Source organism: Tessaracoccus yangjingae (genome assembly GCF_055326235.1).
Window position 1 is genome coordinate 96,195 of record NZ_JBUZNN010000002.1, and the last position, 19,763, is coordinate 115,957.

General features: G+C 71.0%; 19 protein-coding genes. 9 read left to right on the forward strand and 10 right to left on the reverse strand.

Annotated elements, in window-relative coordinates; all coding sequences use genetic code 11:
* The first annotated feature begins 42 nt into the window (after window positions 1–42).
* Together ACZK5D_RS03290 and ACZK5D_RS03295 are read left to right on the forward strand one after the other, a co-directional pair.
* Complete coding sequence (locus tag ACZK5D_RS03290; RefSeq protein ID WP_463664268.1) at window positions 43–1,203, forward strand: iron-containing alcohol dehydrogenase; 1,161 nt, start codon at window positions 43–45, stop codon at window positions 1,201–1,203.
* Window positions 1,204–1,279: 76 nt separating this feature from the next.
* Window positions 1,280–2,734, forward strand: coding sequence for an AI-2E family transporter (locus tag ACZK5D_RS03295; RefSeq protein ID WP_458996106.1), 1,455 nt, complete (start codon window positions 1,280–1,282; stop codon window positions 2,732–2,734).
* 7 nt (window positions 2,735–2,741) lie between these two features.
* On the opposite strand, the gene ACZK5D_RS03300 is transcribed toward ACZK5D_RS03295, so the two are convergent.
* The 3 genes from ACZK5D_RS03300 to phoU form a co-directional block, all read right to left on the reverse strand.
* Window positions 2,742–3,479 carry an SDR family NAD(P)-dependent oxidoreductase gene (locus ACZK5D_RS03300; protein WP_463664269.1) on the reverse strand — a complete coding sequence of 246 codons (738 nt, stop codon included), beginning with the start codon at window positions 3,477–3,479 and terminating at the stop codon, window positions 2,742–2,744.
* 88 nt (window positions 3,480–3,567) lie between these two features.
* Window positions 3,568–4,317: a phosphoglyceromutase gene (locus ACZK5D_RS03305; RefSeq protein WP_458996108.1), complete on the reverse strand. Its 750-nt coding sequence runs from the start codon at window positions 4,315–4,317 to the stop codon at window positions 3,568–3,570.
* Between the two features lie 97 nt (window positions 4,318–4,414).
* On the reverse strand, window positions 4,415–5,080 hold the full coding sequence (gene phoU, locus ACZK5D_RS03310) for a phosphate signaling complex protein PhoU (RefSeq protein ID WP_458996109.1): 666 nt from the start codon (window positions 5,078–5,080) through the stop codon (window positions 4,415–4,417).
* Window positions 5,081–5,277: 197 nt separating this feature from the next.
* On the opposite strand from phoU, the gene ACZK5D_RS03315 reads away from it, so the two are divergent.
* Together ACZK5D_RS03315 and ACZK5D_RS03320 are read left to right on the forward strand one after the other, a co-directional pair.
* A complete protein-coding gene (locus ACZK5D_RS03315) occupies window positions 5,278–6,453 on the forward strand; it encodes a sensor histidine kinase (protein ID WP_463664270.1) in 1,176 nt (391 codons plus the stop codon).
* Window positions 6,454–7,131 (forward strand): response regulator, encoded by a 678-nt coding sequence (locus ACZK5D_RS03320; protein WP_458996111.1) that lies wholly within the window; start codon window positions 6,454–6,456, stop codon window positions 7,129–7,131.
* Window positions 7,132–7,140: 9 nt separating this feature from the next.
* Here the strand turns inward: ACZK5D_RS03320 and ACZK5D_RS03325 are convergent, their stop codons facing one another.
* Window positions 7,141–7,632: a hypothetical protein gene (locus ACZK5D_RS03325; RefSeq protein ID WP_458996112.1), complete on the reverse strand. Its 492-nt coding sequence runs from the start codon at window positions 7,630–7,632 to the stop codon at window positions 7,141–7,143.
* A gap of 167 nt (window positions 7,633–7,799) precedes the next feature.
* Between ACZK5D_RS03325 and ACZK5D_RS03330 the strand changes: the two genes are divergently transcribed.
* The 4 genes from ACZK5D_RS03330 to ACZK5D_RS03345 are packed head-to-tail and all read left to right on the forward strand — an operon-like array spanning window position 7,800 to window position 11,210.
* Window positions 7,800–8,285, forward strand: a complete 486-nt coding sequence (locus ACZK5D_RS03330; protein ID WP_458996113.1) for a CarD family transcriptional regulator — start codon at window positions 7,800–7,802, stop codon at window positions 8,283–8,285.
* 19 nt (window positions 8,286–8,304) lie between these two features.
* Complete coding sequence (ispD, locus tag ACZK5D_RS03335) at window positions 8,305–9,021, forward strand: 2-C-methyl-D-erythritol 4-phosphate cytidylyltransferase (RefSeq protein WP_463664271.1); 717 nt, start codon at window positions 8,305–8,307, stop codon at window positions 9,019–9,021.
* Window positions 9,018–9,491 carry a 2-C-methyl-D-erythritol 2,4-cyclodiphosphate synthase gene (ispF, locus tag ACZK5D_RS03340; protein ID WP_463664272.1) on the forward strand — a complete coding sequence of 158 codons (474 nt, stop codon included), beginning with the start codon at window positions 9,018–9,020 and terminating at the stop codon, window positions 9,489–9,491. Before ispD ends, ispF begins: the two co-directional genes overlap by 4 nt.
* Window positions 9,492–9,533: 42 nt before the next feature.
* Window positions 9,534–11,210 carry a DUF2207 family protein gene (locus tag ACZK5D_RS03345; RefSeq protein ID WP_463664273.1) on the forward strand — a complete coding sequence of 559 codons (1,677 nt, stop codon included), beginning with the start codon at window positions 9,534–9,536 and terminating at the stop codon, window positions 11,208–11,210.
* A 7-nt stretch (window positions 11,211–11,217) separates the two neighbouring features.
* Here the strand turns inward: ACZK5D_RS03345 and ACZK5D_RS03350 are convergent, their stop codons facing one another.
* The 3 genes from ACZK5D_RS03350 to cysS all read right to left on the reverse strand — a co-directional run bounded on the left by ACZK5D_RS03350 (window position 11,218) and on the right by cysS (window position 15,138).
* On the reverse strand, window positions 11,218–12,654 hold the full coding sequence (locus tag ACZK5D_RS03350) for a glycine hydroxymethyltransferase (RefSeq protein WP_458996117.1): 1,437 nt from the start codon (window positions 12,652–12,654) through the stop codon (window positions 11,218–11,220).
* A 90-nt stretch (window positions 12,655–12,744) separates the two neighbouring features.
* Window positions 12,745–13,698: a 23S rRNA (guanosine(2251)-2'-O)-methyltransferase RlmB gene (gene rlmB, locus ACZK5D_RS03355; RefSeq protein ID WP_463664274.1), complete on the reverse strand. Its 954-nt coding sequence runs from the start codon at window positions 13,696–13,698 to the stop codon at window positions 12,745–12,747.
* Window positions 13,699–15,138 (reverse strand): cysteine--tRNA ligase, encoded by a 1,440-nt coding sequence (gene cysS / locus ACZK5D_RS03360; protein WP_463664275.1) that lies wholly within the window; start codon window positions 15,136–15,138, stop codon window positions 13,699–13,701. It abuts the gene before it with no gap.
* A 77-nt stretch (window positions 15,139–15,215) separates the two neighbouring features.
* On the opposite strand from cysS, the gene ACZK5D_RS03365 reads away from it, so the two are divergent.
* Window positions 15,216–15,938 (forward strand): DsbA family oxidoreductase, encoded by a 723-nt coding sequence (locus ACZK5D_RS03365; protein ID WP_463664276.1) that lies wholly within the window; start codon window positions 15,216–15,218, stop codon window positions 15,936–15,938.
* 12 nt (window positions 15,939–15,950) lie between these two features.
* On the opposite strand, the gene ACZK5D_RS03370 is transcribed toward ACZK5D_RS03365, so the two are convergent.
* The 3 genes from ACZK5D_RS03370 to ACZK5D_RS03380 form a co-directional block, all read right to left on the reverse strand.
* On the reverse strand, window positions 15,951–17,336 hold the full coding sequence (locus tag ACZK5D_RS03370; protein WP_458996121.1) for a DUF4032 domain-containing protein: 1,386 nt from the start codon (window positions 17,334–17,336) through the stop codon (window positions 15,951–15,953).
* A 9-nt stretch (window positions 17,337–17,345) separates the two neighbouring features.
* Window positions 17,346–18,518: a cystathionine gamma-synthase gene (gene metB, locus ACZK5D_RS03375; protein ID WP_463664277.1), complete on the reverse strand. Its 1,173-nt coding sequence runs from the start codon at window positions 18,516–18,518 to the stop codon at window positions 17,346–17,348.
* 100 nt (window positions 18,519–18,618) lie between these two features.
* On the reverse strand, window positions 18,619–19,713 hold the full coding sequence (locus ACZK5D_RS03380) for an ABC transporter ATP-binding protein (RefSeq protein ID WP_458996123.1): 1,095 nt from the start codon (window positions 19,711–19,713) through the stop codon (window positions 18,619–18,621).
* Between the last annotated feature and the right edge of the window lie 50 nt (window positions 19,714–19,763).

The window sequence follows — 19,763 nt, forward strand, 5'->3', positions numbered from 1 at the left end:
CGTTTCGGTGACCGGGCGCGCCCGTTCTGGCAGGCTGGAGCAATGACCGAGTTCACCTTCGCCACCGCCACGTCGATCCGGTTCGGGGTGGGGGTCGCGGCTGAGTTGCCGCACCACAGCCGCCGCCTCGGCGAGCGGCCGTTCGTCCTCACCGGCCGCAACACCCACCGCCACGCGGAGGTGCTCCGCGACATCTCCGACGTCGGCTCCTTCGCCCTGAGCGGCGAGCCCAGCTTCGATGACGCCCGCGCGGCGGTCGGCGCCGCGCGCGAGGCAGGGGCGGACCACATCATCGGCATCGGCGGGGGAGCGGTGGTGGACCTGGCGAAGGTGGTGGCCGCGCTGGCCGCGGGCGACACGGACCCGATGGACCACGCCGAGGTGATCGGCAGCGGCCACCCGCTCCCACACGCCTCGCTGCCGTTCCTCGCCCTGCCCACCACGTCCGGCACCGGTTCGGAGGTGACGGCCAACGCGGTGCTCACCTCCGTCGAGCACCGGGTGAAGGTGTCGTTGCGTGGCCCCTCGATGCTCGCGACGGTGGCGCTGGTGGACCCGGCCCTCACCGTCTCATGCCCCCCTCTGGTCACGGCGCAGTCGGGCATGGACGCGCTGACCCAGTGCCTGGAGCCCCTCACCTCCCGCTTCGCCAACCCCATGGTCGATGCGCTGGCCACGTCCGGGCTCCGTGCGGCGGCCCGGGGGCTCGCCCGCGCGGTCGCGGAGGGTGAGGACATGGAGGCCCGCACCGACATGGCGTACTGCTCGCTCATGGGCGGGCTCTCGCTGGCCAACGCCAAGCTCGGCGCGGTCCACGGCTTCGCGGGGCCCCTGGGAGGAGTCACCGGAGCCCCGCACGGGGCCGTCTGCGCGGCGCTTCTGCGGGTGGTCACCCGCACCAACATCCACGCGATGAGCACGCGCGAACCCGGGAACCCCGCCCTGCAGAAGTACGTCGTGGCCGCGGAGGCGCTCACCGGCCGACCACAGGACGCGGATCCCGGGCGCGTCGGTGAGACCCTGGACGCCTGGCTCGAGGACCTCGAGGAGAGCCTGCAACTCCCCGGGCTGGCCGAGTTGGGGCTTGCCGAGTCGGACCACGACGCCGTCGTCGACGCGGCCATGAAGGGCAGCTCGATGAAGGGCAACCCGATCACGCTGACCCGCGACGAACTCCTGGCGATCCTCCGCGACGCGGCATGACGGGTGGGCCTTGCGGCCCGGTACGCTGAACGACACACTGCGGCTTCCGGCCCTGGCGCGAACTCAAGGAGGATGGGTGGACCACGACGACGCTCAGCAGGCGGACCCATCACTCACGTCAGGTGAGCAGGCCCCACCAGTGGCCAGCGGCCCGGAGGCCGATCCGGCCGCCACCGCGGCGTCGATCCCTGATCCCCGGCCGGGCCGCCCCAGCGACGCGCTGCCCGGGCCGGACCCGCTGGAGCCCGTCGACCGCGCCGACGTCATCGGACAGGGCGGCCGCTGGCTCGCGCTGTGGGCGGGGCGCTTCCTGCTCATCGCGCTGGCACTCGCCGCGCTGGGCTGGGCGTTCGGGCAGTTCTGGGACGGCATCCTGCCCGTCCTCCTCGCCCTCCTGCTCACCTCCGTCCTCTGGCCTGCGACGGCGGCCCTCAAGCGCGCAGGTGTCCCGTACGCGCTGGGCGCCGCGATCTCCCTGCTCGGCGGCGTCGCCATCATCGCCGGCCTGATCGCGAGCATCGCTCCGAGCGTGGCCAAGCAGTGGCCCGAGCTGTCCTCGCAGGCGGTGGAGGGAGTCCGCCGGCTGCAGGAATGGGCGGCTGGACCGCCGCTCAACCTGCGCGACGAGCAGCTCAACGACTGGATCACGCAGGGGCTGGACTACCTCCAGTCCCGGGCCGGGCAGATCTTCTCGCAGGCGCTCAGCCTGGGGGGCAGCGTCGGCAACGTGCTGGTCACCCTGGTGCTCATGCTGGTGCTCACCTTCTTCTTCCTCAAGGACGGCGCCAGCTTCCTGGGCTGGACCCGGAAGGTTGTGGGGCGCCGGGCCGGCTTCCACGCCACCGAGCTCCTGACGAGGCTCTGGGGCACCGTCTCGGGCTACATCCGCACCCAGGCGATCGTCAGCTTCGTCGACGCATTCTTCATCGGGCTCGGGCTGGCCCTGCTCGGCGTGCCACTGGCCTTCCCGCTCGCCGTCATCACCTTCATGGCCGGCTTCATCCCGATGGTCGGGGCTGTGACGGCCGGCGCCTTCGCCGTGCTGGTGGCCCTGGTCTCCAACGGGTTCACCACGGCACTGCTGGTGCTGGGCCTGATCCTCCTGGTCCAGCAGCTCGAGGGCAACGTCCTCCAACCCATGCTCCAGTCCAGGGTCATGCAGCTGCACCCGGTGGTGGTGCTGCTCGCCGTGGTGCTCGGCAGCGTGTGGTTCGGCATCATCGGAGCCTTCCTGTCGGTCCCCGTGGCCGCGGCACTCGCCGTCGTGTTCCGCTATCTGGGAGATCTCATCGACCTGCGGACGGGCGAGAGGTCAGCCGACGAGATCCAGTGGGCCACGGCCGACGGCCACGTGGTGGCCAGCGAGTCCGTGCGGGCCGCCCAGTTCTTCAACGCTCTGGTGAAACTGCGGCGCACCCGGCACGCCGAGGAGGTGGCGGCCGCGGCCCCCGGGGACGCGGCTCCCGGGGACGAGCACGCCGACGGCGCCCACGCGTCGTGGATCGACAGGATGCGGCGACGGCGCACCTGACGCGGGGTCACCGCGGCTGGCGGTACACCTTGTGCTGCGCCGCCTGGGCCCGGGGGCGGATCGTCAGCCGATCGACGTTGACGTGCGACGGGCGGGTGGCCATCCACGTGATCGCGTCCGCCACGTCCTCGGCGGTCAGCGGCTCCGCCACGCCCTCGTAGACCGCGGCGGCGCGCTCCTCGTCGCCCCCGAAGCGCGTTACGGAGAAGCCCTCGGTGCGCACCATTCCAGGGCAGATCTCCGTGATGCGCACCGGCACGTCGTAGAGCTCCAGGCGCATGGACTCGACGACGGCGCGCTCGCCCGCCTTCGCGGCGCAGTAGCCGGCGCCGCCCTCGTACCCGGAGTCGGCCGCCGTCGACGTGACGAACACGATGACGCCCTCCGCCGCGACCAGCGCCGGGAGGAGCGCCTTGGTGACGCGGGTGGTGCCGATCAGGTTGGTCTGGATCATGGCGGACCACGCGTCGAGATCCGCGTCGCTCACGGGCTCCAGCCCCAGGGCCCCTCCGGCGTTGTTGACCAGCACGTCCAGGCTGTCCCCGACCGCCGTCGCCAGGCGGGCCACGTCGTCGTCGACGGTGATGTCGCACTCGACGGCCAGCCCGCCGATCTCCGCGGCGAGCGCCTCGATGCGATCGGCCCGGCGCGCGGCGCAGACCACCCGGTATCCCTCACGGGCCAGCATGCGCGCGCTGGCCGCGCCGATCCCTGAACTGGCGCCTGTCACCACAGCTGTCTTCATGCTCGTCACTCTAGCCACGAGGGATGGCCCGCGCCCGGACGCGGCGATGGGCGCCCGGTCACCCGAGCGCCCATCGATGGAATTCAGGTCAGCGCTTGCCCTGGTTCTTCACTGCCTCGATCGAAGCGGCGGCGGCCTCGGGATCGAGGTACCGGCCGCCGGGGGTGACCGGCTTGAAGTCCTCGTCGAGCTCGTAGAACAGCGGGATGCCGGTGGGGATGTTCAGCCCCGCGATCGCCTCGTCCGAGATGCCGTCCAGGTGCTTGACGAGCGCGCGCAGCGAGTTGCCGTGCGCCGTCACCAGAACGGTCTTGCCCTCGGCCAGGTCCGGGACGATGTGCGCCTCCCAGTACGGCAGCATGCGGTGCACGACGTCCTTCAGGCACTCGGTGCGGGGCCGGTCCGCCTCGGGGATGTCCGAGTAGCGCGGGTCGTGGTGCTGTGAGAACTCGTCGTCGACGTCGATGAGCGGCGGCGGGGTGTCGTAGCTGCGGCGCCACAGCATGAACTGCTCCTCGCCGTACTGCGCCAGGGTCTGCGCCTTGTCCTTGCCCTGCAGCGCCCCGTAGTGGCGCTCGTTCAGGCGCCAGCTGCGCTTCACGGGGATCCAGTGACGGTCGCAGCCGTCCAGCGCCAGGTAGGCGGTGTGGATGGCGCGGCGCAGCAGGGAGGTGTGCAGGATGTCGGGCAGCAGGCCTTCGGCCTTGAGGAGGCCGGCCGCAGCCTTGCCCTCCGCGATGCCCTTCTCGTTGATGTCCACGTCCACCCAGCCGGTGAACAGGTTCTTGGCGTTCCACTCGCTCTCGCCGTGGCGGAGCAGGATCAACTTCGCGGTCATGCCGCAAACCCTACAGGCGATGACGCCGCCGCTGTCGGGCAGGGATGCGAAAGGCCGGCGCGCCCCCCAGGGAAGCACGCCGGCCCGTCACGTTGATTCAGGCGTTGGGCCAGTCCTCGCCCTCCGGCACGTCTCCGGTGGTGATGTAGATGACGCGCCGGCCGACGGCGACGGCGTGGTCCGCGAACCGCTCGAAGTAGCGGCCCAGCAGGGCCACGTCGACTGCCCCCTCCACCGAGATGCCGGAGTTCTCACCCAGCATGAGCGTGAACTGCTCGCGCCGCAGGACGTCCATCCGCTCGTCGATCTCGACCAGGCGCTGGGCGGCGACGGCGTCGCGCTTCTGCAGCGACTCGCGCGCCAGCCCGACGATCTCGATCGCGATCTGCGCCATCTCCCGGAAGCTGCCGGTGAACTCGTCCGGCACCGCGTTGGCCGGGTAGCGCAGCCGGGCGATCTTCGCCACGTGCGCGGCGAGATCACCCATGCGGGCCAGCTCGAAGACCACCCGGATGGCCGAGACGATGGTGCGCAGCTCCCCGGCCACGGGGGCCTGGAGGGCCAGGAGGGAGAGGCACTTGTACTCCATCTCCTCGTGCATCCGGTCCAGCTCGGCGTCGTTGGTGATGACTGCCTCGGCCCGCGTCAGGTCTGCCGTCAGCAGCGACTCTGCGCCCTCGCGGATGGCCACCTCAACCAGTTCCGCCATGGAAACGAGGTTGTCGATGATGGAGTCGAGCTCCTCGTGGTAGCTGGTGCGCATGTGCGGGCTCCTTGTGTCTCAAATCAAGAGTGAGTCTAGCCGTGGCGGAGACCCACCCGAACGCTATTGGCCCCGGGTAGCAGGGCGTTTCCCCCCGATGAACCCACGGTGAACAGCCGGTGAAGTCTGCACGACGACGCCCGTCGCCGGCCCATCATGGACCGGACGGCCCGCGCGTGGCCCCATATGATGAAGGCATGCACCCAGCCCTCGCCGGACTCATCGGGGCGGGTGTGATGTTCCTGGTGTGCCTGTTCGCGTACCTGCTCCTGCGCGGGCGCCAGGACTGGCGGCAGCTGGAGGCCCAGCGCATGGCCGCCAAGGCCTCGCTCGAGTTGCGCGACGTGCTGGACACCATCGCCTCGGGGGCGGTGCTGGTGGGGCCCCACGACGAGATCCTCATCGTCAACGAGACCGGGGTAGCGCTCAATCTCGCGCGCGGCAGCCGGGTCGGTTTCCCCGAACTGCTCGAGCTGGTCCGCCAGGTCCGCTCCTCGCAGTTGCCCTACCGCGGCCCCGTGGTGAGGGATCTGCACCCGGGCGCGGAGCGGCTCGAACTGACCACCCGCATCGCCCCGATGATCGACGACAACGTGCTCGTGATCGCCGAGGACGAGTCCTCCCAGAAGCGGGTCGAAGCGGTGCGGCGGGACTTCGTCGCCAACATCTCCCACGAGTTGAAGACCCCCATCGGGGCGATCTCGGTTCTGGCCGAGGCCATCGACGCGGCCAAAGATGACCCGGAGAGTGTGGAGCGGTTCGTGGCGCGCATGCAGCTGGAGACCGCCCGCCTCGCGGAACTGGTCAACCAGATCATCGACCTCTCGAGGCTCCAATCCACCGACCCCCTGCTGAGCCGTGAGGTGGTGGACGTGGCAGAGGTGGTCGCCGAGGCGATCTCCCGCTCCCAGGAGAGGGCGAACCAGCGCGGCGTCTCGCTCATCCTCGCGCGCACCACGCATGCCAGCGTGATGGGGGACCGGTGGCAGCTCGCGGACGCGGTCACGAACCTGGTGCAGAACGCCATCAACTACTCCGACGAGAAGGCGCGCGTCACCCTCAGCATCCTTCCCGTCACCGCGGACGGGGACGAGTTCGTCGAGATCAAGGTCTCCGACAACGGCATAGGCATCAAGCCCGAGGACCAGGAGCGCGTGTTTGAGCGCTTCTACCGCGTGGACTACGGGAGGTCGCGGCAGAGCGGCGGCACCGGGCTCGGCCTGTCCATCGTGCGGCACATCGCCAACGCGCACGGCGGCACGGTTCGGGTGTGGTCCCGCCCGGGCCAGGGGTCCACGTTCACCGTGCGGCTGCCCGCCTACCTGGGCCCGGAGCCCACAGACACCGACCCGGACACAGACGAGGAGGCCTAGATGACCCGCATCCTGATCATCGAGGACGAGGATTCCTACCGCGACGCGACCAGCTTCATGCTCCGCAAGGAGGGATTCGACGTGGTCACGGCGGCCGACGGCGCGGAGGGCCTCGCGGAGTTCGACAAGGTGGGGGCAGACCTGGTCCTGCTGGACCTGATGATGCCCGGCATCCCCGGGGTGGAGGTGTGCCGCCAGCTGCGTGCGCGTGGGAACGTCGCGATCGTCATGGTCACCGCCCGGGACTCCGAGGTCGACAAGGTGGTGGGCCTGGAGCTGGGGGCCGACGACTACGTCACCAAGCCGTTCAGCCACCGCGAGCTGGTGGCCCGCATCCGGGCCGTCCTGCGCCGCGGCCAGGACATGGTGCTGCTCCCGGATGTGGTCGAGGTGAGCGGCGTGCGGATCGACGTGGAGCGTCACCAGGTCAACGTCGACGGGCAGGACGTGCGCCTCGCGCTACGCGAATTCGAGCTCCTGGAGCTGCTGCTGCGCAACGCCGGACGGGTGATGACGCGGGGGCAGCTGATCGACAGGATCTGGGGGAGCGACTACGTGGGCGACACCAAGACCCTCGACGTGCACATCAAGCGGCTCCGTTCGAAGATCGAGCGTGATCCGTCGAACCCCGAGCGCCTCGTCACCGTGCGCGGGTTGGGCTACAAGTTCGAGGGGTGAGGGCCCGCCTCAGGCGTTGGCCTGCTCCCATGCCTCGGCGAAGTCGGGATGATCGGCCGACACCACGGGCACGCTGAGCTGGACGCTCTGCCCGCCGTCGAACTGCACGGACACCTGGGCGAGACGTCCCACGATCAGCTCCGAGGTGTTGAACGAGGTCTCCGAGCCGTCGAGGATGATGGTCCTGCCCTTGGGGATCTCGGCCTCGAACGGGACGGCGTTGAGCTCGCCGAAGGAGCCGTCCTCCAACTCGGCGGCGTAGCCGAGGCCGACCACCTGGGCGGGCTCGTCGCGGGAGGCGATGCCGCCGACGATCATGCCGGCGCCCTCGCCGTCGGTGAGGACCACGAAATTGCGCAGCTTGAGGCCGCCCTGGTCGGTCTGGACCCCTGCGGCGGGCGGCGCGCCGTACTCCCACTGGCCGGCCGTGCAGCCGCTCAGCGAGGCGGCGAGCGCAACGGTGGCGACGAGGGCCGCGGTGCGGCGCAGGGTCTTGCTCATGGGTCCTCCGGCTGTGGGGGCGTGCGGCTAGGCACATCCTAACCGGATCGGCGCTGCGTGTACCACGAAGCCTCCACCGGTGGGCCCCTGGGGTGGCCTAAGACGCGCGGTCTGGGCCGTTGTGGCGCGGGCTGCTAGAATCGAGGCTGGGAAAGGGGTCAGTGAGAATGACTTTTTCGATCGGTGAAACGGTGGTCTACCCCAATCATGGGACGGCTGTCATTGAAGACATCGAGAACAAGACCATCAAAGGCGAGGACAGGCTCTACCTTGTCCTTCGCGTCATCGGACAGAACGACCTGGTGATCAGCGTTCCAGCGTGCAACCTGGACCTGGTCGGCGTGCGGGACGTCGTGGATGCAGACGGACTGGAGAAGGTGTTCTCGGTGCTCCGCGCTGAGCACACCGAGGAGCCGGCAAACTGGTCCCGCCGGTTCAAGGCCAACATGGAGAAGCTGCACTCCGGCAACGTGATCAAGGTCTCCGAGGTCGTCCGCGACCTCTGGCGCCGTGACCGCGACAAGGGCCTCTCCGCAGGTGAGAAGCGGATGCTGGCCAAGGCCCGCGCCATCCTGATCGCCGAGCTCGCGCTCGCCGAGCAGACAGCAGAGGACAAGGCCGAGATCATGCTCGACGAGGTCCTCGCCTCCTGATACAAAACCAGACATCGTAGTGTCACAGCTTGATAAGCCGGTCGTCGCCGTTGTGGTGGCGGCCGGTTCTGGTTCCCGGCTCGGCGCCGCCCTGCCGAAGGCGCTGGTCGAACTCGACGGCGTCCCCCTCGTCCGCCGCGCCGTCGACGCACTGGCAGACGGCGGCGTGACGCAGGTCGTCGTCACAATTCCCGACGGCATGGCCGAGCCGTTCGGGCGCGCCCTCGAGGGCGCCGCGCTCCCCGTGACGTGCGTCGTGGGCGGGGCCACCCGGCAGGACTCCGTACGGATCGGCCTGGCCGCGCTCGACGCGCCGGACCACGCGGTGGCGCTCGTGCACGACGCGGCCCGCGCGCTGGTGCCGCCGGGCGTGGTCCGGGCGGTCGCGGTCGCGGTCGCGGAGGGTGCCGAGGTGGTCATCCCCGTGGTGCCGGTGGTGGATTCGATCCGGCGGGTTGAGCAGCACGGCTCACACGTCGTCGACCGCGCCCACCTGCGCGCGGTGCAGACGCCCCAGGCGGCGCGCCTCGACGCACTGCGGGCCGCGCACGCGCGGGTCGCGGCCGAGGGGATCGCGGTCACCGACGACGCGGCCGCCTGCGAGCACGCGGGGCTGCGCGTCACCCTCGTCGCGGGGCACCGCGACTCGTTGAAGGTCACCGAACCGATAGACCTGGTGCTGGCCCGGGCCGTCCTGGCCGAGCGGCGGCGCACACACACAGAGGAGCAGCCATGACCCGGGTAGGCATCGGCACGGACGTCCACCGGCTCGAACCGGGCGTCGAGCTGTGGGTGGCCGGCCTGCACTTCCCGCACGAGCCCGCCGGCCTCGCCGGCCACTCCGACGGCGACGTCGCCGCCCACGCGGCCTGCGACGCCCTGCTCGGCGCGGCGGGCCTGGGGGACCTGGGCAGCAACTACGGGACCGCTGAGCCCGAATGGGCCGGCGCCAGTGGCGTGGCGTTCCTGACCGAGACGGCCAGGCGCGTCCGCGCCGCCGGCTACCGGATCGGCAACGTGTCCATCCAGGTGATCGGCAACCGGCCCAAGCTCGCGCCCCGGCGCTCGGAGGCGGAGCGGCTGCTGAGCGCCGCCGTCGACGCCCCGGTCACGGTGAGCGCCACCACCACCGACGGGCTGGGGCTCACGGGTCGCGGCGAGGGGGTCGCGGCCATCGCCGTGGCGATGGTGTCCGTCGAGGCCTGACGGCGTGCGATAGGTTGCTGCTACCCGAGAGGAGGGCCCGCGATGAGCCGTCGTGCGCGTTGCTGGATGCTGGTCGCCGCCGCCCTGACGCTGCTGGCGTGGCCGTCCGCGGCCGTCGCGCAGGAGGGCTCGGGCACCGCTGAGGTCGTCGCCCGCGTGCAGGAGGACGGAAGCGTGCGCGTGACGCAGACGCTCACCTTCGACGCCCCCCGCGACGAGATCACCCAGGTCCTCGCGCTCCACCGCGACATCGACGCCTCCAGCTACCACCGGTTCCGCATCACCGACGTCGCGGCCACCGTCGACGGGCAGAGCGCAGACCTCGCCACCGCCACCACTGAAACGCACGTCGAGGTCAGGGTGGGCGTCGACGGGGTGGGCCCCGTGACTCTGACGTACGTGGTCGACGGCGCCACGCGCCTCGCGCAGGGGCAGGACGGCGAGCTCACCGTCATGGAGTGGCCCCTCGTCCAGGGCCTTCCCGTCGGCCTCACCCTCGTCGAGGGCAGCGTCGAGGGGCCCAGCACCCCGGAGATGATGGACTGCGCGGCCGGCCCGCCCGGCACGGTGGGCCGGTGCGCGGCGCTCCTCGGCGGCACCTTCGACCAACCCGGCGTGGCCTTCCAAGACGGTCCCCGCGGCCCGGGCGACGAGGTGGTCCTGACGGTGGCCTACCCCGCCGCCGAGGTCGCGGCCACTGATGACGTGCAGGTGCGGTGGAGCCTGGACCGCGCCTTCGAGGTGTCCTGGCCGTCGGTGCTGGCGGCCCTGGGGACGGCGCTCCTCGGAGCCGCCGCGGTCTACCTCCTCCATCGTCGTGCAGGCCGGGACTCGCCGCCGGCCGAGGCGCGGGCCGTCGGCTCGTTCACCCCCGTCGGTCATGGCGAGTCGGTGTTCCGTGTGCCGGAGGGGGTGCGCCCCGGCCACGTCGGCACGGTCGCCGACGAGCGGGTGGACCCCGTCGACGTGACCGCCACCCTGGTGGATCTCGCCGTGCGCGGGCACCTGCGGATCACCGAGCTGCCGCGGCCGAGCCACGGGCTCCTCGACTGGACGCTCGAGCCGACGGGCGCCCCCGTCGACGACCTGGCGGTGTTCGAGAAGGAGCTGCTGGCGGCGGTCGCCCCGGCGGGGGAGCCCACGCTGGTGTCGCGGCTGGCCGAACGACTCGAGGATCGCATCGAACGGATCCAGGACGCCCTGTACGACGACGTGGTGGCGCGCGGCTGGTTCGAGCGACGCCCGGACTCGACCCGCTCCTCCTGGCGGACCAGGGGGTACGTGGTCCTCGGCCTCGCGGCGATGGCGGCCGCCCTGCTGGTCGCGTTCACCACGCTGGGGCTCGTGGCGCTGGTGCTCCTGGCCGTGGGCGCCGCGGTGGTGTGGGTCGCCGACCGTATGCCGCGCCGGACGGCCGCTGGGGCGGCGCTGCTCGGCGGCCTGGGGGCCTTGTCCGCGCTCCTGGCCACCCACGCGACCACGGAGATGCCGCGCGGCCGCGAGCTCGAGGAGATCTCGCGGCTGCTCGGCTACACCGTCGTGCTGGGCGGGAGGGACCGCTGGCTGGCGGCCATGGTGGCCGCCGACGATGACGACACGGTCCCCGATCCCGCCGTGCTCGACTGGTACCACGCGCCGGAGACGTGGCACCTGCAGGACCTGCCGGCGTCGATGACGCAGTTCATCAACACCGTGCAGGGCGCGCTCTACTCCCGCTGACCCGTCCTCAGACCTCGAAGCCGGGGTACAGGGGGTGCATGCTCAGCAGCCGGTCCGCCTCCGCCAGCGAGCCCTGGCGGGCGTCGTCGGTGAGCTCGTACTTGGCCTTGCTGGGGGTCCCGGCGCTCGTCGTCGTGGGCGTGGTGGCGGTGAGGACTCCGGAGATCATGTCCGCGACCGCATCCATGTCCGACTCGGTGAATCCGCGCGACGTGAGCGCAGGAGTGCCGAGGCGGACACCGGTGGTGTACCAGGCGCCGTTCGGGTCGTGGGGGACCGCGTTGCGGTTGGTGACGATGCCGGACTCGAGCAGCGCTGCCTCCGCCTGCCGGCCCGTGAGCCCGAACGAGCGCACGTCCATCAGCACGATGTGGTTGTCGGTGCCGTCCGTGACAAGCTTCACGCCTCGGCGCATCAGGCCCTCGGCGAGCGCCTTCGCGTTGTCGGCCACCTGCTGCGCATAGGTGCGGAACTCCGCCGTGCGGGCCTCCGCCAGTGCCACGGCCTTGGCGGCCATGACGTGGGACAGGGGGCCGCCGAGCACCAGCGGGCAGCCGCGATCCACGGAGGGCGCGAACTCGGCGGTGGCCAGGACCATGCCGCCGCGCGGGCCGCGCAGGGACTTGTGGGTGGTGGTGGTGACGACGTGGGCGTGGGGCACCGGGTCCTCGTCCCCGGTGAACACCTTGCCGGCCACCAGGCCCGCGAAGTGGGCCATGTCCACCATCAGCACGGCGCCCACCTCGTCGGCGATCTCGCGCATCTTGGCGAAGTTCACCCGGCGCGGGTAGGCGGAGTAGCCCGCCACCAGGATCAGAGGCTTGAACTCGCGTGCCTGGGCGGCGAGGGCGTCGTAGTCCAGCAGCTGCGTCTCGGGATCGGTGCCGTAGGAGCGCTGGTGGAACATCTTGCCCGACACGTTGGGGCGGAAGCCGTGCGTGAGGTGGCCGCCGGCGTCGAGCGACATGCCCAGCAGCCGCTGGTCGCCGAAGCGGCGGCGCAGCGTCTCCCAGTCCGCCTCGGACAGCTCGGCCACGCCCTTGGCGCCGAACTCGGCGAGGGCGGGGGACTCCACCTTGTGGGCGAGGATGGCCCAGTATGCGGTGAGGTTCGCGTCGATGCCCGAGTGGGGCTGCACGTAGGCGTACTCGGCGCCGAACAGCTCACGCGCGTGCTCGGCGGCCACGGCCTCGACCGTGTCGACGTTCTGGCATCCCGCGTAGAACCGGTGCCCCACGGTGCCCTCGGCGTACTTGTCGCTCAGCCAGGTGCCCATGGTGGCGAGCACCGGGAGGCTGGCGTAGTTCTCGGACGCGATGAGCTTCAGCGACGCGCGCTGATCGGTGAGCTCCTGCCGCGTCGCCTGCGCGATGCGGGGCTCGACCTGCTCGATCATGCCGAGCAGGGTCCGGTAGGCCGACGAGATCGACTCGAGATCGCTCACAGTTCTCCTTGGGTTCACGGGTGTGGGACCAAATCTAGTCCTCCCGCGGCCCCGGGGCACTCCCGGGGCTGGCGGCTGGACGGCGCCAGGTCACTCCGACGGCGTGATCCCGGAGCGTTGCTGGCTCACCTCGTACAGGGCCACCGCCGCCGCGACGGAGGCGTTGAGCGACTCGATCCCGCTGACGATGGGGATGGAGACCAGCGCGTCGCAGTGCTCGCGCACCAGGCGGGCCAGGCCCTCGTCCTCCGAGCCGACGACGATGACCAGCGGCCCGTCCACGCCGGGGGCGCCGGAGACCGGCACCTCGCCCTCGCCGGCCAGGCCGATGACGGTGAAGCCCATCTTCGACGCCTGCTCGAGCGCGCGGTTGAGGTTGGTCGCCATCGCGATGGGCAGGCGCGCCGCGGCGCCGGCCGACGTCTTCCAGGCGGCGGCGGTCATCGACGCGGAGCGCCGCGACGGGATGATCACGCCCTGGGCCCCGAAGGCCGCCGCGGAGCGCACGATGGCGCCGAGGTTGCGGGGGTCGGTGACGCCGTCGAGGGCCACGACGATGCCGTCGACGTCCAGCGCGTCCGCCAGCACGTCCTCCGCGTCGGCGTACTCGTAGGCCGGGAGCTGGACCGCGACGCCCTGGTGCACCAGCCCGCCGGTCACCCGGTCGAGCTCGGCGCGGGTCACCTGGAGCAGCGGCACGCTGTGCTCGGCGGTGAACTTGAGGATGTCGCGGAGGCGGTCGTCGCGCTCTGCGCCCTCGGCCACGTAGGCCTGCTTGATGGGCAGGCCGGCCGTCAGGGCCTCGTAGACGGGGTTGCGTCCCACCACCCAGTCCGCCCCGGCAGGGGTCTTCGTCGAGCGGGGCCGGCCCTGCTGCTTGCGTTCGGCGGCCTGCTTCGACTTGTACGCCTTGTGGTAGGTCCGGTCCTCCGCCTTGGGGGTGGGCCCGCGGCCCTGGAGGGAGCGCCTGATGCGGCCGCCGGAGCCTGCCGCCTTGTTCTTGCCCTTGCTGGTCGCGCCGCGGCGCGATGAGTTGCCTGCCATCTACTTCTTCTCCAAGCTCCACCGGGGGCCGGTGGGGGTGTCTGTGATCTCGAGGCCGAGGCCTGCGAGGGTGTCGCGGATGGCGTCTGCCGCCGCCCAGTCCTTGGCCTGGCGCGCCGCGGCGCGTTGGTCCAGGAGCGCGGCGACGAGCCCGTCGACGACGGGGGTCAGATCGGTGCCGGCGGCCGTGGCCGACCATTCGGGGGCGTCGGGATGGAGCCCGAACACCCGCAGCATCGCGCCCACCGCGGCCGCGAGGGCGGCGACGCGCGGGCCGTCGCCGTCGGCCAGCGCCTGGTTGCCGGCGCGGATGGCGTCGAAGAGCGCGGCGACGGCTCCGGGGGTGCCCAGGTCGTCGTTCATGGCGCGCTCGAACGCGGTCAACTGCGGGACGCCGGTCGGTTCCGCGGCGGGGCCGCCGACGCTCTCGGCGGCGCGCGCGACGAAGGAGTCGATCCGCTCGATGGCCTTCTCCGCCTCGGTCAGCGAGCCGCGGGTGCCGTCGTCTGCGGGGGAGAACTCGATGGTGGAGCGGTAGTGGGGCGCGAGCAGGAAGAACCGGACGGCGCGCGGGTTGTAGGTCTTCGTGACCTCCGAGACCAGCGCGGTGTTGCCGAGCGACTTGCTCATCTTCTCCCCGGCCATGGTGACCCACGCGTTGTGCATCCAGTAGCGCGCAAAGCCCTTGCCGGCCGCGGCGGACTGCGCCAGCTCGTTCTCGTGGTGCGGGAATCGCAGGTCCACGCCGCCGCCGTGGATGTCGAAGGTGTCGCCGAGGTACTTGCCGGCCATGGCGGAGCACTCGAGGTGCCAGCCGGGCCGGCCACGGCCCCACGGCGAGGGCCACGACGCCGTCGCCGGCTCGCCCTCCTTGTGCCCCTTCCAGAGCGCGAAGTCCCTGGGGTCGCGCTTGCCGCGGGGGTCGGCGTCAGCGGCGGCCTCCATCTCGTCGACCTTCATGCCCGAGAGCTCCCCGTACCGCGGCCAGCTCTTGACGTCGAAGTAGACGTCACCGGATCCGTCGGGCGCCGGGTAGGCGTGGCCCCGCTCGATGAGCGCCTCGGTGAGCTCGATCATCTCGGGGATGTGGCCGGTGGCGCGCGGCTCGTAGGTGGGGGGCTTGCAGCCGAGCGAGGCGTAGGCGTCGTGCAGCTCGCGCTCGAAGTGGTAGGCGTGGGCGAACCACTCGACCCCGGCCTCGGCCGACTTCGCGAGGATCTTGTCGTCGATGTCGGTGACGTTGGCCACGACCGAGACCATGAGGCCCTGGTGCTCCAGCCAGCGGCGGAGGACGTCGAAGACCACCTCCTTGCGGATGTGGCCGAGGTGCGGCGACGCCTGAACGGTGAGCCCGCAGTGGTAGATCGACACCTTGCCTGCCGTCATCGGGACGAAGTCCCGGACGGTGCGGGTTGCGGTGTCATAGAGCTTGAGCGTCACAACAGGTGAGTCTACTGGGCGGGGGGCCGGGAAGCCGCCGGCTGGGGACTGGTTGAAATGTGTACTATCCTGGTGTCGTGAGCCTCAACGTATCGATCTGGTCCGACATCGCCTGCCCCTGGTGCTACATCGGGAAGCGCCGCTTCGAGAGCGCCCTGGCCCGGTTCCCCCAACGCGAGGAGGTGAAGGTTCAGTGGCGCAGCTACCAGCTGGACCCGTCGCTGCCGGACCACGACCATCGCAGCGAGGTTGAATACCTGGTGGCGGCCAAGGGCATGCCGGCCCACGCGGTCCAAGGGATGATCGCCCACGTCACGCAGCAGGCCGCGGGCGAGGGCCTTGACTACGACTTCGATGCGTTGGTGGTCGCCAACTCGCGCCGCGCGCACCGCGTCCTGCAGGCCGCCAAGCGGGCCGATGCCGCCGACGGGGGCGGCCGGACGGACCGGCTGAAGGAGGCGCTCCTGTCGGCCCACTTCGAGGGCGGACGCAACATCGGCGACGTCGGGGTGCTCACCGAGTTGGCGGACGCCGCCGGGCTGCCGGCCGACGAGGCCCGCGGCGCCGTCGACTCCGAGGACCTGGAGGCCGCCGTCGAGCGCGACATCGCCGAGGCCGCGGCCATCGGCGTGCGCGGAGTGCCATTCTTCGTCTTCGACGACAAGTACGGGGTCTCCGGCGCGCAGCCCCCCGAGGTGTTCCTCCAGGCGCTCGAGGTGTCCTGGTCCGAGCGGACGCCGTCGCTCATCACGATCGACGGAGGCGCGGGCGAGGCCTGCGGCCCCGACGGCTGCGCCTGACCCGTCCCGGCGTCAGCCCTTCTTCTTCTTCGCCTTCTTCTCCGCCTTGGCGCGCAGGGCGTTGATGTCGAAGCCCGCCATGACCGGGATGTCCGGATCGTTGGCGCCGTCCTCCCAGGGGTCGTACGGCTTCTCGTCGTTGTCGTCCGCGTAGCCGTGTGAGGGGTCGTACTTGTTGGCCAGCTCGCTTCCGACGGGCTCGACGTTCATCATCTCCTCGTCCGGCAGCTGCGTCAGCACCTCGTGGATGTACCCGGCCGCGGCCTCCTCGGTGGGGACCTCACGGTTCTCGCGCTGCGACTGGTACCAGCGGTAGTCCAGCACCTCGTGGAAGAACTGGGCGGCGTCGCGCTTGGCCCGCAGATCCGCCGGGATGCGGGTGACGGCGGGCTCGAACACCTCCACCAGCCACTTGTGGGCCGCGACCGATTCCGCCGCGTGGGGCGCGTTCTTGGCCCGGAAGGTGTCCATGTCGTTGAGCAGCCGTCGGGCCTGGTGCTCCTCTGCGTCCAGCCCGGTGAGGCGCATCAGGCGCCGGGTGTGGTGGCCCGCCTCCACGACCTTGGGCCGCATCCGGATGGTGCGCCCGTCGGGGGACGCGTCGACGTCGATCTCCGCCACGTCGAAGCCGAGCGCGTTGAGGCGCCGCACTCGACCCTCCAGCCGGTACAGCTCGGAGCCGTCGAACTCCTCCTCGCCGGTGAGCTCGGCCCACAGCTGCTGGTAACGGTCCTCGATGGTGCTCACGAGCCACTGGGGATCCAGCGACGCGTCGAGGATGCCGCCGGCCTCCAGGTCCAGGAACTCGCCGAACAGGTTGGTGCGCGCGATCTGCAGGTCGTGCGCGCGCTGGCCGGGGGTCAGCGTGTCGTGCAGCTCGCCGGTCTCCGCGTCCACCAGGTAGGCCGCGAACTCGCCGGCGTCGCGGCGGAACAGAATGTTCGACAGCGAGACATCACCCCAGTAGAAGCCGGTGAGGTGGAGCCGGGCGAACAGGGCGACCATGGCGTCCAGCAGCCGGTTGACCGTCTCGTGCTTGACGCCCGGATAGAACAGGGAGCGGTAGGGCAGGGAGAAGGGCAGGTGCCGGGTCAGCAGGATGGGATCCAGCGGGTCACCGTCGGAGTCCACGCGGCCCAGGACCACGCCGACGGGGTCCACCGAGGGCACCCCGAGCCGCTTGAGCTCGGTGAGCATGCGGTACTCCTGCACCGCCACCTCCTCGAGGATCTCCTTCGCCGCGAAGATCTCCTCCCCGACGGCGAGGAAGCGCACGACGTGACGCGAAATGCCGCGGGGGAGGGCGACGAGGTGGCGCGCAGGCCAGTCCAGCAGCGGGACCTGCCAGGGCAACTGGAGGAGGTCCGCATCGGGCTTGGCAGCGAGGAACCGGGGCACGGCCCGAGTCTAGTGCGCGCCCGCCCCGGCTGCTCGCTCGAGCGCCTCAGCCACCACGGCGACCAGGTCCTCCTCGGACTCGATGCCGACGCTCAGCCGCAGCAGCCCGCCGCCGATGCCGGCGATCTGCCGGGCCTCGGGCGTCATCCCGGCGTGCGTCATGGTCTCCGGGTGACACACCAGCGACTCGACGCCCCCGAGCGACTCGGCGAGGTGGAACACCTGCAGGCCGTCGAGGAACCGGTGCACCGCGTCGACGCCGCCGGCCAGATCCAGCGAGACGAGCGAGCCGAAGCCGCTCTGCTGGCGGGCGGCGACGTCGTGGCCGGCGTGTGAGGCCAGGCCCGGGTAGTGCAGCGCCGCGACCGCGGGGTGCCCGTCCAGCAGGCGCACGAGGGCCTCGGTGTTGGACTCGTGCACACGCAGCCGCGCGTCGAGCGTGCGCAGCCCGCGGAGGGTGAGGTAGGCGTCGAAGGGGCTCGACGTGAGGCCCAGCGCGTTGGCCCACAGCCGCAGCTTGGCGTGCACCTCGGGATCCGCCGCGACAGCGACGCCCCCCACCACGTCCGAGTGCCCGTTGATGAACTTGGTGGTGGAGTGGATGACGATGTCCACCCCGTGCTCCAGCGGGCGCTGGAGCAGCGGCGAGAGGAACGTGTTGTCCGCCGCGACGAGGGCGCCGACGGCGTGCGCCCGGGCGGTCGTCGCCGCGATGTCGGTGATCCGCAGCAGCGGGTTCGACGGCGTCTCGATCCACACCAGTGCGGGGGAGCGGTCCAGCGCCTCGTCCAGGGCCGCGCCGTCGTTGAAGTCGACGAAGTCCACCTCGAACCGCCCCTGCGAGGCCAGGAACGTGAACAGCCGCCAGGTGCCGCCGTACGCGTCGTGCTGGACCACCACCCGGCCCCCTGCGGGCACGAAGGCCTCGGCCACCAGCGTGATGGCCGCCAGGCCGGTGGCGACGCTCGTCGCGCCGGCCCCGCCCTCGAGCGCCGCCAGGGCGTCGTTGAGGACGTCCCTGGTGGGGTTGCCCGAGCGGGTGTAGTCGTACTCCCGGGGCTCGTCGAAGCCGTGGAAGGTGAAGTTCGTGCTCAGGTAGAGCGGCGGGACCACCGCCCCGTAGGTGGGGTCCACCCCCAGCCCGGCGCGCATGCCACGCGTCCAGCGTCCAAGCTCAGCCATCTCTCGCTCCTCTGTGCAGACCCTGGAAAAAATAGTGGAGCCCCGGCGGACCGGGGCTCCACTACAGCTGGATTTCGCTCTCAGGAGAGCGACCGCGCGCTCAGGAGAGGCGCTCCTCCGTCTTGTTGCTGAACACGTGCACAGCCTCAGGCGCGGCCGCGAGGCGGACGACCTCACCCTTGTGGGGTGCGGTGCGGGCGCCGACACGGGCGACGAACTGCTGCTCGCTGACGATCTCGTCCTCGTGCGAGGAGGCGAGGGTGCCGTACAGGAACGAGTCGGCGCCGAGCTCCTCGACGACCGCGATGTGGAGGCCGATGCCCTCGTCCGCGACGCGGAACGCCTCGGGACGGATGCCGATGGTGAGGGTGTCCTCGCCGTTGGCGGCCTTGGCCAGGGTCTCGCGGGGAACGCGAACGACGTAGTCGCCGACCTGCACGCCGTCCTCGACGCGCTTGCCGGAGATCAGGTTCATGGCGGGCGAGCCGATGAAGCCGGCGACGAACAGGTTCTTCGGCGCGTCGTAGAGCGCCAGCGGGGTGTCGACCTGCTGGAGGATGCCGTCCTTCATCACCGCGACGCGGTCACCCATCGTCATGGCCTCGACCTGGTCGTGGGTCACGTAGACGGTGGTGACGCCGAGGCGCTGCTGCAGCGCGGCGATCTGGGTGCGGGTGGAGACGCGGAGCTTGGCGTCGAGGTTCGACAGCGGCTCGTCCATGAGGAAGACCTGCGGCTGGCGGACGATGGCGCGGCCCATGGCGACGCGCTGACGCTGGCCACCGGAGAGGGCCTTCGGCTTGCGGGTGAGGAAGTCCTCGAGGCCGAGGAGCTTCGCGGCCTCCTGGACGCGACGCTCGCGGTCCGCCTTGGGCACGTTCTGCATCTTGAGCGCGAAGCCCATGTTGTCAGCGACGGTCATGTGCGGGTAGAGCGCGTAGTTCTGGAAGACCATGGCGATGTCTCGGTCCTTCGGGGGAAGGTCGGTGACATCGCGGTCCCCGATGAAGATCGAGCCGGAGTTGACCTCTTCGAGGCCTGCCAGCATGCGCAGGGAGGTGGACTTGCCGCAACCCGAGGGGCCGACGAGAACCATGAACTCGCCGTCCTCGATCTCGAGGTTCAGCTTGTCGACGGCGGGGCGATCGGTGCCGGGGTAGACCCGGGAGGCGTCGCGGTAGCTAACTGTGGCCATAGCCATATTCCTTTCCACGGGCAGGTACGTGCCCGACGATCCGTAGTGGA

What these genes read in the sequence shown, in the direction of transcription:
- ACZK5D_RS03320 (WP_458996111.1), top strand. Translation starts at nt 6,454, where the DNA reads ATGACCCGCATCCTGATCATCGAGGACGAGGATTCCTACCGCGACGCG.
- metB (WP_463664277.1), bottom strand. Translation starts at nt 18,518, where the DNA reads ATGGCTGAGCTTGGACGCTGGACGCGTGGCATGCGCGCCGGGCTGGGG.
- ACZK5D_RS03305 (WP_458996108.1), bottom strand. Translation starts at nt 4,317, where the DNA reads ATGACCGCGAAGTTGATCCTGCTCCGCCACGGCGAGAGCGAGTGGAAC.
- ACZK5D_RS03315 (WP_463664270.1), top strand. Translation starts at nt 5,278, where the DNA reads ATGCACCCAGCCCTCGCCGGACTCATCGGGGCGGGTGTGATGTTCCTG.
- ACZK5D_RS03300 (WP_463664269.1), bottom strand. Translation starts at nt 3,479, where the DNA reads ATGAAGACAGCTGTGGTGACAGGCGCCAGTTCAGGGATCGGCGCGGCC.
- ACZK5D_RS03290 (WP_463664268.1), top strand. Translation starts at nt 43, where the DNA reads ATGACCGAGTTCACCTTCGCCACCGCCACGTCGATCCGGTTCGGGGTG.
- rlmB (WP_463664274.1), bottom strand. Translation starts at nt 13,698, where the DNA reads ATGGCAGGCAACTCATCGCGCCGCGGCGCGACCAGCAAGGGCAAGAAC.
- ACZK5D_RS03345 (WP_463664273.1), top strand. Translation starts at nt 9,534, where the DNA reads ATGAGCCGTCGTGCGCGTTGCTGGATGCTGGTCGCCGCCGCCCTGACG.
- ACZK5D_RS03325 (WP_458996112.1), bottom strand. Translation starts at nt 7,632, where the DNA reads ATGAGCAAGACCCTGCGCCGCACCGCGGCCCTCGTCGCCACCGTTGCG.
- ispF (WP_463664272.1), top strand. Translation starts at nt 9,018, where the DNA reads ATGACCCGGGTAGGCATCGGCACGGACGTCCACCGGCTCGAACCGGGC.
- ACZK5D_RS03330 (WP_458996113.1), top strand. Translation starts at nt 7,800, where the DNA reads ATGACTTTTTCGATCGGTGAAACGGTGGTCTACCCCAATCATGGGACG.
- ACZK5D_RS03380 (WP_458996123.1), bottom strand. Translation starts at nt 19,713, where the DNA reads ATGGCCACAGTTAGCTACCGCGACGCCTCCCGGGTCTACCCCGGCACC.
- phoU (WP_458996109.1), bottom strand. Translation starts at nt 5,080, where the DNA reads ATGCGCACCAGCTACCACGAGGAGCTCGACTCCATCATCGACAACCTC.